We start from the raw sequence: 13242 nt of genomic DNA, 5'->3' as shown, positions 1-13242 counted from the left end.
GCGGGCGCCTAACGGCACCGTAAATGGGGCACGCTTGCGTGCCCCTTTCCATATCTCGCCCGCAATCGTTGAATGTCGCGCAAGCAAGTAGGCGCAGGCATTGACCAGCTGACGCGCGCGTTCCGTCGGAAGGCGATGTATACGAAAGTTAATGGGGTTATCTTTCTCGGATAACTTCGCTAATTCGTTGTAGCCGATGGACCCCGTTCTCAATCCGCACGCAAAACAGCGGCACCCCGGTTAGGGCGCCGCTGTCGTGCTGCCGGCTTCTTTGGGTATGCGCGAGCCGTTACGCGTAAGCGGGTTGCGGGGTGCGGCCGAGTTCGCCGAGGTAGCGATGAACCGAGAGATCGTCCGCTTGGATCGCCGGCCGGCGGCCCGAGATGAGATCGGCGAGCAGCTGGCCTGAACCGCACGACATCGTCCAGCCGAGCGTGCCGTGCCCCGTGTTCAAAAACAGATTCGACACCGGCGTGCGGCCGACCACCGGCGTGCCGTCGGGCGTCATCGGGCGTAGCCCCGTCCAGAACGATGCCTGCGACGTATCGCCGCCGCCGGGGAACAGATCGTTGACGCACATTTCGAGCGTCTCGCGACGCGCCTGGCGCAGCTTCTTGTCGAAGCCGACGATTTCGGCCATGCCGCCGACGCGAATGCGATCGTCGAAGCGCGTGATCGCGATCTTGTACGTTTCGTCGAGCACGGTCGACACAGGGGCCTTGGCCGCATCGACGATCGGTGCCGTGATCGAATAACCCTTGAGCGGATAGACGGGAATCTTCACGATGCTCGACAACAACTGCGTGGAGTAGGACCCGAGCGCTACCACGACAGCGTCGGCGCGCAGCGTGTCCGAGCCGCAACGCACGCCGGCGATTCGGCCGCCGGCCATTTCGAGCGCGTCGATCGGCGTATTGAAGCGGAACGTCACGCCGAGCGATTCGGCGAGCGCTGCCAGGCGCGTGGTGAACAGTTGGCAGTCGCCCGTTTCGTCGCCCGGCAGTCGCAGGCCGCCCGTGAGCTTGTGAGAGACGGCTGCGAGTGCCGGCTCAGCCCGCACGAGTTCGGCGGCGCTCAACAGTTCGTGCGCGACGTTGGCTTCCTTCAGCACGGCGATGTCTTTTTGTGCGCCGTCGAGTTGCTGCTGCGTGCGAAACACCTGCAGCGTGCCACCCGTACGGCCTTCGTATTGGATGCCGGTATCGGCGCGCAATGCCTGCAAACAGTCGCGGCTGTATTCGGCGAGGCGCACCATGCGGCCTTTATTGACGGCATAGCGCTCGGCGGTGCAGTTTTGCAACATCTGCCACATCCAGCGCAACTGGAACTGAGTGCCGTCCAGACGGATTGCGAGAGGCGCGTGCTTTTGGAACATCCACTTGACTGCTTTGAGCGGCACGCCGGGAGCCGCCCACGGCGAGGCATAGCCGGGCGAGATCTGGCCGGCGTTCGCGAAGCTCGTTTCGAGCGCCGGACCCGCTGCGCGATCGACGACCGTGACTTCATGCCCCGCGCGCGCCAGGTAATAGGCACTCGTTACGCCGACAACGCCGCTACCCAGAACGATGACTCGCATGGTTGCTCCCAAACACCGATAAGTCCAGTTGATGTCGCTATACTATTGCTACAAAAGCAGTTTTTGTTCCTGTAATTTTTGGATTTTTGGTTTAAAAACGATGGATGCGCGATGAGAACAGAACGTCAACCGGTTCGTAAGCTCGACAAGCTCGATCGCAAGATATTGAAGGTGTTGCAGGAGGACGGCCGCATCGCGATGAAGGACCTGGCCGAACGGGTGGGGCTGACCGTGACGCCGTGCATCGAGCGCGTGAAGCGCATGGAGCGCGACCAGGTCATCACCGGTTATTACGCGCGGGTCGATCCGGCGCAGCTTGGCGCCGCGCTGCTCGTGTTCGTCGAGATCACGCTCGGCAACAAGAGCGGCAACATGTTCGATCAGTTCCGGCGCGAAGTGAATAAGATCTCCGAAGTGCTCGAATGCCATCTCGTTTCAGGGGAATTCGACTATCTCATCAAGGCGCGCATCGGCGAGATGGCCGACTACCGCAAGCTGCTCGGCGACATCCTGCTGCAGCTGCCCGGCGCCGTGCAGTCCAAGAGCTATGTCGTCATGGAAGAGATCAAGGAGACGCTGACGATCTCGGTGGGGGATTGAATGCGTTCAGGGGCTAGCGGCCTTTCCGTTGGTCTGAATTTTCGGTTGCTTTGTTTTGAGCGCTTTCGCAAGCACGTAACGTTCGCATTTTCGGTCGAACGTGAACGGCTTTGCACTCCATCTGCGTATTTCGCCGTAAGGGCGCGCTTACTTGGCGGCAAGCATTCGCACTGATCGCTTGCGCGTGCGCGAGCGCGGTGGCGAGTGCGCACGTCGCTTCGCCCGCGGAAGGACCGCCGGGCGCTCAAATCCAGCGTCTCCAACAGCAGCAGATCGAAGCGGCGAAAGCACTGAACCCTCAGCCGAGGGTCCTATCGCCGGCTGGCGAACCGGCACTGCTGAAAAGCGTGGCGAGCCTGCCGGTCGAGACACCCTGTTTCCCGATCAGGGAAGTCGTGCTCGAAGAGAGCGAGTTCCAGTGGCTTGCGCGCTTCCTACAGCCGATAGCGGGCCAATGCGTCGGCAAGGCCGCGCTCGCTCGGATTCAGGATGCCGCCAATAGGGCACTGATCGAGCGCGGGTACGTCACGTCGCGTTTGCTCGCGCCCGCGCAGTCGCTGCAATCCGGAAGGCTGACGCTGCGTTTGTTGCCGGGGCTCGTCAGTCGCGTTCGAACTGGCGAACCGGCGATCGGCTCGTTGCGCATGGCGTTGCCCACCTCCGCCCGCGCGTTGTTGAATCAGCGAGACATCGATCAAGGGCTGGAGAATGTGCGCCGCCTGCAGTCCCAAGCCGATGCGATGTTCGATGTCGCTCCGGGCGCGAATCCGGGAGAGTCCGAACTCGTGTTGCGTCCGGGAACCGGCAAGCGCTGGCACGCGATCGTCGGAGTCGACAACGCAGGCTTGAATGCCACGGGCAAGACATCGCTATTCGGATCGCTCACCTACGATTCGCCGCTCCATCTATACGACCAACTGCAGCTCGCCGGCACGACCAACGCGAACTTTGGCGCTCCCGGCGAGGGGAACCAGTCCGTCCTCGCCAACTACAACGTGCCGATCGGCTACGCGTTGCTTGCGGCCAGCGCGAGTCGGTCGAGGTACAAGCAGTCTGTTCCGGGATTCGAAGGCCCCGTGCTCTACAGCGGCGTGCAATCGAGGCTCCAGGCCGGCTTGTCTGCCGTCGTCTTTCGCAATGCCCAGGCGCAAACCGAAGTGCGCGGCGATCTGTATCGCGAAATCAACGGCAATACCTACGACGGCGTCGAGTTGCCGGCCCAGACGCGCGACGTCCTCGGTTACGAGTTGGGCGTGTCTCATCGTCAATACGTCGGCGACGTCATGTTCACCGGTGGGCTGGCGTGGCGCGCGTCGGTGCCTGGATGGTCCAGAAACATCGGCATGGTATTGGGCGAACCCGACTTCGACGGCAAGACAGAAGTCGCGTTGGCGAGCGCCGGAATGCAGGTGCCCTTCAGGGTAGGCGATCAGCCGTTCTCGTACCGATTCGATTGGAATACGCAAAACGCACGAACGCCGCTCACGCCAGCCAACTATTTCGCGATTGGCACACGTTATTCGGTCCGCGGCTTCGACCAACAAACGACGCTGGCCGCCGAGAGCGGCTGGGTCATTTCAAACGAATTGGATTGGTACGTGCCGACGGAAATCGGCACTCAGGCCATCTATGGCGGCATCGATGCCGGCCGGGTTCGCGGCCCGGCGGCCGAGTTTCTCACGGGGCAGACGTTGGTGGGCGCCGTGCTCGGAATGCGGGGGCAAGTCACGTCGAAAAGCGTCTTGGCAGCATCGATCCACTACGACGTCTCGGTGGGCTGGCCCTTATCCAAGCCGGTAGGGGTAAGCGGTTCACCCACGTTCTTATTTCAAATCAGTTCGCTGTTTTAGGCGGATTCATCAACCGGTGCTCGCTTCGTGCGCTTGGCGTACACGGCACCGTCCCTTAACCAAGTGGCAATAAAGGCGATAGACGTATGGAAGATAGGAACAAGCAGCGCATGTTCTTCAAGCTGGCGGCGGCGACCGCTGCCGTGTTATCGGCGTTCGGGCTCGCGGCGTGCGGAGGCGGGGGCGGCGGTGAGGCTAACCCGGCACCCGCTAAGGCGCAGGAGAGCGCGGCAACTGCGCACATCGCGGCGGAAGGGAAGGCAACGCCCCTGTCGAGCGAATTGACTACCGTGAAGGTGCTGCACCCACCGGTGACTTGGAGTGCCGATGGTTCGATGCCCCAAGGCAAGGCCCGGATCGGAACCGAAGAGAACCCGTCCGTGTTGCAAGCGATCTCACCGGGCGCCTATACGACATTGCCGTTCGATGGAGGGGCGCTCAGCCTTTCCCGGGGGATCGTTACCGATATCGGGGGCAATGGGCACTTCGCCATTGGGCGCTGGACGGCGGGCAGCGATTCGGCAGGGTATTCATACAACGTCAATCAAGGTCGGGTTTGGGCGCTCGGCGCACCGCTCTCCGAGCCTGTGACGGTCGGCGAGGGGATGCGCTGTGAATTGGCAGCCGCAACGCGCCCGACCGCGAGTGACGGCAACACGGCCCCCGGCGCCCTGGCTAGCGCTTCGGCCGATCTGACGGAAGGCACCGATCCGTTTGGCCAATCCCGCAACGTTGCATCCTTGAAGCTGCGCTATTCCATTGGCAGCGATCACGATCAAACGTTCACCGACGATGTCTCCCTGGGAGCGATGGTTTTGACGGGGGCAACCCGATCTTCCTTGGCCACGACCTTCTTCGGGCCGGATGCATCCAAGCCCTATCTCGTCGTGTCGTATGGCGTGCACGCGCCGACCGTTGGATTGATCAACGGTATTGCCGTGTTCAGTTGCGCCCGACCCGCGTTGCAGCAGGTCGAGCAAGAAGCGGCCGCCAGCGTCGCTTCGCCGGTATTGGCTGACCTCGAGGAATAAACGGCAGTGAATTCCGGACTCTACCGATTGGTGTTCAGCGCTTCGCGCGGCCTGTGGGTGCCTGCGAGCGAGTGTGCATCGTCACGCCGGCGCGGCACGCGCTCGCTCGCGCGAAGCGCGAGAAGCGCTGGCGCACCTGCATCGCATCGATCCGGAATATCGCCGTGGCGTGCCGCACGCGCAAGCGCCTTCGCCGCGCTTTGCGCGCTCGGCATGCAGCCCTCTAGTGTGGCGGCGCAAGCCACGCTGTCAATGACGCCTGATCGCAGCAGCTCGCACCACCCGGTGGTCGGGGTCTCGTCGTCGGGCGTGCCGTTGGTGAACATCGTGGCGCCGAACAGAGCCGGTGTGTCGCTGAACAACTTCACGCACTACAACGTCGGCACCAAGGGGGCCGTCATCGTCAACACCCCCAGAAGTGCGCAAACGCAAATCGCTGGCTGGGTGCAGGGCAACCCGTTGATGGGCAATTCGCCCGCACGCGTGATCATCAATCAAGTGACGTCGGGCAATCCAACGCGATTGCTCGGCATGACCGAAATCGCCGGCAACCGTGCCAACCTCGTGATCGCGAACCCAGCCGGCATCGCCTGCGCAGGCTGTGGCTTCATCAACGTCCCGCGCGTTTCGCTGGCAACCGGCCGCACGCGCTTGAATGCGGATGGGTCGCTGGCCGGGTTCGACGTGACGCGCGGCAGGCTCAGCGTGGGTGGCGGGGGGCTCGACGCACGCGGCAGCGTGTTGGATTTGATCGCACGGGCCGAGCGGATCAACGCGCAAATATGGGCCGATTCCGTTCACGCGGTGGCCGGCGCGAACCAAGTCGGCTATGCCGACGGCATCGTCATGAGGCAGGCTGGCGAAGGCGAGAGGCCCACGGTTGCGATCGATGTGCATGCGCTGGGCAGCATGTACGCCAATAGCGTGTTTCTGATCGGTACGGAAGCGGGTGTCGGCGTGCGGCATTCGGGTGAGCTCGATTCGCTGACGGGCACGATCGAAGTGTCGGCGAACGGGGACGTCACCATCGAGCCGGCAGGGCGCATCCAGGCGGCCGGCTCCATACGCATCGACGCGCCGACCATCAAGAACGAGGGGACGATCACGAGTCTTCAAACGGCCCGCCTGAGCGCGGTGGACACGCTGCGCAATGACGGTGTGGTGGCGGCCCGCTCCAACGCCGATCTGAGCGCGCGCGATCTGACGAGCCGCGGCGTCGTCATGGCGGGTGTGAACGGTCGCGATCTGCCTTCGGGGCCGGGTAGCGTCACGCTCACAGGGGAACGCATTGCCAGCAGCGGCTCGCTTGCAGCGGGCGACAACGTCAACGTGAGCGGCACGAGCGTGTCGCTCGACGGCAGCCAGGTGTTCGCGGCCAGCGCGTTGAATGTGGCGGGCGAACAGTCGATTTCGATGCGCGCAATCACGGCAGCCGCGTTGAACGCGACGCTGCGATCCCATGGCGTGTTCGTCAACGACGCTGGCGCGCTGGATGCCGTGGCCAAAGCCAGCATCAACGCGCGATCGGTTTCGAACCGCTCGGGCGTGATTCAATCGGGTGATGCAGCAAAGCTTGATATGCAAGGTGGCCTATTCGATAACCGAGCAGCCGAGGGCAGCCAGGCCGGTGGCCGGGTGATCGGCAAAGGGGTGACGCTGGCGGCGGGTGCGCTCGAGAACGCCGGCGGCGTCATATCGTCCTCGCATACGACAGCCGTGTCGGCGCAATCGGTCACGAACGATCGAGGCGCAATCCTGTCGCACGAGGCGCTGACGCTCGAAGGTGCCGGCGACATATCGAATATCGCCGGCCAGATCGCCGGCGACGCAGACGTGACGATCGCAGGCGCCGCGATCGACAACACGCGCGGCGCGATGCACGCCGGACACGATCTCGAGGCCCGCGCGCAAGGCAATGTGGATAACGGCGGCGCGATGACGGCCGGCAACGTCGCAAGCGTCTCCGGTGAGCGGATCGATAACCAGGCAGGCGGGGATATCGCGGGCACGCACGGAACGCGAGTTCTCGCCCGGCAGTCGCTCTCTAACGAAGGCCTGATCGACGGCGGTGCCACGCGTGTGGAAGCGGCCGAGACGGTTGCGAACCACGGGCGCATTTACGGCGATTCGGTCTCGATCGGTGGCCAGCTCATGCGCAACCAAGCGAATGCGCAAGGCGTGGGCGGGGTGATCGCATCGCGTGGCGACGTCGATATCGGTGCAACGGTGATCGAGAATCGCAGCGAGAGCCTGATCTATGCATCGAACGACCTTCGGGCGGGGCGCAGCCTCGATGCGGATGGCCGGGCCTCGAAGGTCTTGTCGGATCGTTTCAGGAACGAAGGCGCGTCGATCGATACCGGCGGCGACGTCAAGATCGCGGCCGAGCGCTTTGAGAACGTGAACGCGAACTTCCAAACGCAAAAGGTGACCACCGATTCGGGGCGGCAGATTTGGCACACCGTTCCGGGCGCAACCGAGCGCCTCGAGCCGTCCGATGTTCGGTTCTATCACCGCAGTGGGCATGAGGCCAAGTCCGGCGCCGATTACGAGTGGGCGCTGGACGACGATCAGAAGGGATTGCTGCTACCGTCGAGCACCTATCCGTTTGCCGACTACGCGAAGTACACGATGAACGGCAACGCGGGACAAATCGAGAAGGTGCATTACCGCGCAACGCCGCGCTCATCGAACAATCCCTTCGGCGTCAAGGTCGATGCTGACCGGGCGGGCGAAGCGGGCGCATACCGGACGGTGCCCGAGGACATGTGGGCGAAGTTTGGCGTCGCCCCGCCGCCCCCGCCGCCGGAGCCTTCTTATATCAAGCGAGGCGAGATGACGGTGAGCGCGCCTTGGGTGGGCACGCGCAAGCTAGGCAGCGACTGGTACTTGCTGAACGTGCCGTCCGTGAGCGAGCCCAGTGAGCGGCAAACAGGCAACGCCATGCCGCAACGCCAGTCGTGCTTGACGTCAGCGGCTGAGCTTTGCCGGCCGTTCAACCAGTGGTACGGCAAGCTCACGCAGTCGTATGACGCGCTCAATCGAGCGGTGTCCGACTACAACAATGACGTGATGAGCCGGATCGCTCCGCGCTGGACGACCTACGACGTCAATGTAACGTCCACCAAGGATGTCGTCATCGCGAGCCAGCCAGGCAGGATCACGGCGGGGCGAACCGTCGACATCAAGGCGAGTTCGGGCGTCAATGACAAAAGTCAGATCTTGGCGGGCGGCCAAGCCTACCTGAACGACGCCATCCAGGATAACAGTCAGCCCAAGGGCGTCGAGACATTCACGGCATCGGGCCGCGCGATCACGACCTGGGTATCGGGACGCAGATTCCGTGGCGATGAGCGCAAGTTCGACGCCAAACCCTATGTCGCGCCCATGCCCGCACGGGAAATCGATTTGCCTATTGCTTCGGTCGCACCGGCAAACCAGGCGCCGGTTAATCGCGTCTTGGCCGAGGCGTTGGCTGCGCAGGGCGTATCGGGCATCGGGGTGCCGGGTGCCGCCGCGACCGCACAGGCGCGAGCGAAGCTCGGCCCGATCGAAATCCGCACGGTGCAGCCGAACGTGAAGCTGCCGAGCAATGCGCTCTATCAAGTGGTGACGGACCCGGGCAGCCGTTATCTGATCGAGACGGACCCGCGCTTCACGAACCGACGGCAATGGCTCTCGAGCGAGACGATGATGGCGGCGCTCGGTAGAAACCCCGGCTCGGTGCAAAAGCGCTTGGGCGACGGCTTTTATGAGCAGCAATTAGTCCAGCGGCAGATCGTCGAGGCGACTGGGCAGCGCTTCATCGGCGACTACACCGACAACCAGACGCAATACCAGGCGTTGATGGCCAATGGCGTGAAGGCGGCTGAACGCTTCCAGATGAACGTCGGCACGGCGCTCACCGATGCGCAGATGGCGGCGCTCACGGACGACATCGTCTGGCTGGTGAACAAGGAGGTGACGTTGTCCGACGGCACGCAACAGGCAGTGCTCGTGCCGCAGGTATATATGCGCGCGCATGCGGCGGACGTGACCGGCACGGGATCGATCGTTGCGGGAGAAAGCGTCGAGCTGCGCAACAAGGGCGCATTGGCGAACACAGGCACGATCGCGAGCCGACGCGTGACGATCATCACGGCCGATTCGATCACGAACGTGGGGACGATGGCGGGCTCCAGGGTACGCGCCAAGGCGAAACAGGATCTTCACAATCTGGGCGGGCTGATTCAAGGCGATGCAGTGAGCCTGAGCGCGGGGCGCGATGTGAACCTATCGAGCACGACGAGCTCGGCAGTGACGGCGAACGGATCGGCCACCGTCATCGATCGCGTGGCGGCAATCAACGCCGGAACGCTCGCGGTGCAAGCCGGGCGCGATCTGAATGCGGATGCCGCCCGGATCGATACGAGCGGCGATGTATCGCTATCGGCTGCGCGAGACGTGAGCTTGGGCGCCATTCGCCAGAGCCGCGAAGACCAGGTGCAGTGGGACGAGAAGAACCGAACGGTGCGCAGCGCATCGATCGATACGGGCACGGCCATCACATCGGGCGGGCGCATCGGGATCGTCGCCGGGCGGGATTTGAACGCGACGGCGGCAAGCGTCAGTGCGCAACAGGCGCTCGGTGCGGTCGCGGGGCGCGACGTGAACCTGCGGGCCGGTGAGCAAAGCGCGAGCGCGTATGACGAGCAGGCGAGCAGCGAGCGCGGGTTGCTCTCGTCGAAATCGACACATACGGTCGACGCGAGCAGTTACACCGATGCGATCGGCACGACGTTCTCGGGCGACACGGTCAGCGTTGCGGCCGGCAACGACCTGACGGCAGAGGCCGCGACGATCGCGGGAACGGGCGACGTGACGCTTCAAGCCGGTCATGACTTGAGGGTGACGACGGCGCAAACGGCATCGAGCGAATACCACTACAAGGAGGTCAAGAAGTCGGGCTTGGGCAGCGCCGGCGCGGGGATCTCTTACGGCACGCATCAAACGAGCGATTCGAGCCGCGACACTATGAAGGGCGCACGGGGCAGCTTGATCGGCAGCACGGGCGGCAGCGTCGTGCTGCAAGCCGGCAATACCCTGCATGTGACGGGTTCGGACATTCTAGCGGCGCAAGACGTGACGGGCATCGCCAAGGAGGTCAAGGTGCAGGCGTCGGGCACGGCGCGCCATCATGAGGAAACGCACGAGATGAAAAGCTCGGGCTTCACCTTGGCGGTGAAGTCGCCCGTGATCGATGCGATCCAGAACGTCAATCGGCAGGCACGGGGGGCGGCAGCCAGTGGGGATGGGCGCGCGGCGGCGCTGCATGCGATGGCGGCAGCCGGCGGCGTGGCCGATCTGGCGGGCGCCGCGGGGGCGATGGGCGGTCCCTTGAACGGCAATGGCAAGCCTGAAGCGAAGATCGAACTGAGCTTCGGTGCGTCGCGCAGCAAGACGACGTTCACCGAGGACAGTACGCGGCAGAGCGGCAGCACGGTGAGGGCCGGTGGACGCGCTGCATTCATCGCGACGGGCGAGAAGGCGGCGGGGCAAGGCAACGTGACGATCGAGGGCTCGGCGGTGACGGCGGGTGACGTGCTGTTGCAAGCGACCGATCGAGTCAATTTGCTGAGCAGCACCGATACGGATAAGACGCGCAGCACGAACGAGTCGACGAGTGCGAGCGCCGGTGTGTCGTTTGGATCGAGTGGTTGGGGCGTATCGGCTGCGATGTCGCGGGCAAAGGGCGATGCGAACAGCGATGCGGTGACGCACAACAACACGCATGTTCAGGCGGGCAACACGGTGACGATCAAGAGCGGGGGCGACACGAACATCGTGGGCGCCAATGTGAGCGCGAAGCGGGTGATGGGGGACATCGGCGGCGATTTGAATATCGCATCGGAGCAGGACACGGTGCGCAGCGCCTCGCGCCAGAGCAGCGTGGGCGGCGGCTTCAGCGTGAGCCAGGGCGGAGGCAGCGCCAGCTTCAGCGCTCGCAGTGGTCGCGCAAGCGGAAACTACGCCGGTGTAGGCGAGCAGTCGGGCATTGCCGTGGGCGACGGCGGTTTCGACATTACGGTCAAGGGCAACACCGATTTGAAGGGGACGTATATCGCGAGCACGGCGGACCCAGATAAAAACAGATTGAGGACGGGCACGCTCTCGTTCTCGGACGTGCAAAACAGTTCAAGTTACAGCGCGCGCAGCGTTGGGATCAGCGCGGGCGGTGGTTTCGGCGATGGTGGCAGCAACTACGCGACGCATGGGCCGAGCTCGGGCAAGAACTCAGGTGGCGCGCTGCCGCTGGCGGTGAGCGAGCGCGGAAGCAGTGAGGCGCTCACGAGGAGTGCGATAAGCGCGGGCGGCATCACGATCACCGATGAGGCCAACCAAAAGCAAGACATTGCGATGCTCAACCGCGATGCGACGAACCTGAACGGGATCGTCGATCAACTGCCGGATTTGCAGGCCACCTTGAGCAACCAAGCAGATTTGATCGACGCGGCGCAGGCGGCGGCGGAAGCGGTTGCTAAGCAGGTTGGGAAGTATGCCGAGAAAAAGCGGGATGAAGCGCTCACGGCGGCGAAGGCTGAAACCGATCCGAAGCTGAAGGTGCAATATCAGCAAGAGGCGGCAAGCTGGGCAGAGGGCGGTACGAACCGGAGGAAGCTGCATATCGCGGGCGGTGCGCTCACGGGGGGATTGACCGGCGGCGGACTGGGCGCAGTAGGTGGAGCGGCGGGCGCGGGGATGTCGGCTAAGCTCGCGCCGAAGTTCGATGCGCTCGCGAGATCGATCAAGGAGGCGGGGCCGACGGGTAACGCGAACGTCGATCAACTCATTGGTAACGTCACCGCGAACGTGTTGGCCGGTGGCGCGGGCGCGTTGGTCGGTGGCTCGACGGGGGCGCTGACGGCTGCTGCTGCGGATCGGTTTAACCGGCAGTTGGCTCCGGTGGAAAGGGCGTCGATCGATCGACGCAAGGAAGCGTATGCCAAGCGAAATGGATTGACGCTCGCACAAGCGGAACAGGAGCTTCTAACACAAGCGAATCTGATGGTTCAGAACGGCTCACCCGGGCCATGGAATGAGCGCGCTGCGGCATTCTTGCGTCAAGAACGCGGAATGCTCCCGGCTGATGGCAATAGCGGGCCCGGCTATATGTTTTATGCGACGCCTGATCAGAAGGCGAATCCGAGTATGTACGCGGGGCATTACGCGAACGGCGCCGGCATGAACGTGCCGGGGTCGCAAGACATCGCGAATTCGGTGAATCGCGAGCAGGCGTATCGCGATGCCTACACGAAGGGCACAATCGGGGCGGCAGTTGGCGCGGCGACGATAGCGGTAGGCGGACCGATTGCCGCATTGCCTGGAACGCCGATCCTGAGCACGAACGGTGCGCTCGGTTCGAGCGCACTGGCCTCGTCGGTCGGTAGTGGAGTAATTACAGCTACGATCAACGCGGGAGCGCAGTACATGCAGAATGGGACAATCAATCCAGTGGACGTAGTCGGCGCGTTCGGGACTGGCTACGCCGGCTCCATCTATCGCAGCCTCGTTAGCAACGTGGGACTCAACATCCTCGGAGGCGCGACAACAACGGCGCTCAACAACTTCTTGCAGGGAAAGAGCGACAGTGTCGTACTCGGTGGGGCTGTAAGCGGTGCGGGCTCAATGTTCGGTTACGGTGTGGGCAAGGGGGTCGAAGCTGGAGTCGGATCACTCACGAAACCGACGATCAACGGTTTCGGTTGGGCCGATGTTGGAAAATGGTCGGGATCATCTGGATTGAGGCTATTTACGCCTAACAACGTGCCAGCAATCGGTTCTTCGGTTGGTGGCAGCATTGGATCGGAATTCGGAGCCGCAGGAATCAATAATGTCAGAAACGGTGAGGGTGGGAAAAAGTGACGCGGCCTCTACTTCTCACGGTGTATGCCCTAGTTATTTCATTGCTGGGAGTGGCGTCGATAAAGATTTCTGTTGTGTATCTCGTACAACTATTTTACGGCGTTGCGTATGAATGGAGCCGACAGGATGCTAAGGGCATCCTTGTCTACGGCTTACTTCTGGGAGGGGTGATGTGCGCATTTGTCTTCGCTGCGTGCCTGGGCATGGGGCGGCGTTCTTGACCATGCGCAGTCATCCCACAAAACGGGCGGATCGGTTTGATCGGCGGCTTCATTCGGTAGAA

General features: G+C 63.1%; 5 protein-coding genes. 4 read left to right on the top strand and 1 reads right to left on the bottom strand.

The features are described 5' to 3' along the window. Positions 1-289 precede the first annotated feature (289 nt). Positions 290-1576 (bottom strand): D-amino acid dehydrogenase, encoded by a 1287-nt coding sequence (locus tag ACTHNZ_RS02780; RefSeq protein WP_440540959.1) that lies wholly within the window; start codon positions 1574-1576, stop codon positions 290-292. A 111-nt stretch (positions 1577-1687) separates the two neighbouring features. On the opposite strand from ACTHNZ_RS02780, the gene ACTHNZ_RS02775 reads away from it, so the two are divergent. From ACTHNZ_RS02775 to ACTHNZ_RS02760, 4 genes are all read left to right on the top strand, one after another. Next, complete coding sequence (locus tag ACTHNZ_RS02775) at positions 1688-2176, top strand: Lrp/AsnC ligand binding domain-containing protein (RefSeq protein ID WP_440540958.1); 489 nt, start codon at positions 1688-1690, stop codon at positions 2174-2176. A gap of 110 nt (positions 2177-2286) precedes the next feature. Next, on the top strand, positions 2287-4026 hold the full coding sequence (locus tag ACTHNZ_RS02770) for a ShlB/FhaC/HecB family hemolysin secretion/activation protein (protein WP_440540957.1): 1740 nt from the start codon (positions 2287-2289) through the stop codon (positions 4024-4026). Positions 4027-4112: 86 nt separating this feature from the next. Then, on the top strand, positions 4113-5057 hold the full coding sequence (locus tag ACTHNZ_RS02765) for a hypothetical protein (RefSeq protein WP_440540956.1): 945 nt from the start codon (positions 4113-4115) through the stop codon (positions 5055-5057). Between the two features lie 30 nt (positions 5058-5087). Next, positions 5088-12959: a two-partner secretion domain-containing protein gene (locus tag ACTHNZ_RS02760; RefSeq protein ID WP_440541021.1), complete on the top strand. Its 7872-nt coding sequence runs from the start codon at positions 5088-5090 to the stop codon at positions 12957-12959. The last annotated feature ends 283 nt before the right edge of the window (positions 12960-13242 follow it).

The sequence above is a fragment of the Trinickia sp. genome, assembly GCF_051953955.1.
Taxonomy (GTDB): Bacteria; Pseudomonadota; Gammaproteobacteria; order Burkholderiales; family Burkholderiaceae; genus Trinickia.
Note: the sequence above shows the minus strand (reverse complement) of the source record. Positions and strands in the feature narration are given on the sequence as shown.

Bases quoted from the DNA above. Each gene is read 5' to 3' on its own strand.
- ACTHNZ_RS02775 (WP_440540958.1), top strand. From the start codon at position 1,688: ATGAGAACAGAACGTCAACCGGTTCGTAAGCTCGACAAGCTCGATCGC.
- ACTHNZ_RS02780 (WP_440540959.1), bottom strand. From the start codon at position 1,576: ATGCGAGTCATCGTTCTGGGTAGCGGCGTTGTCGGCGTAACGAGTGCC.
- ACTHNZ_RS02765 (WP_440540956.1), top strand. From the start codon at position 4,113: ATGGAAGATAGGAACAAGCAGCGCATGTTCTTCAAGCTGGCGGCGGCG.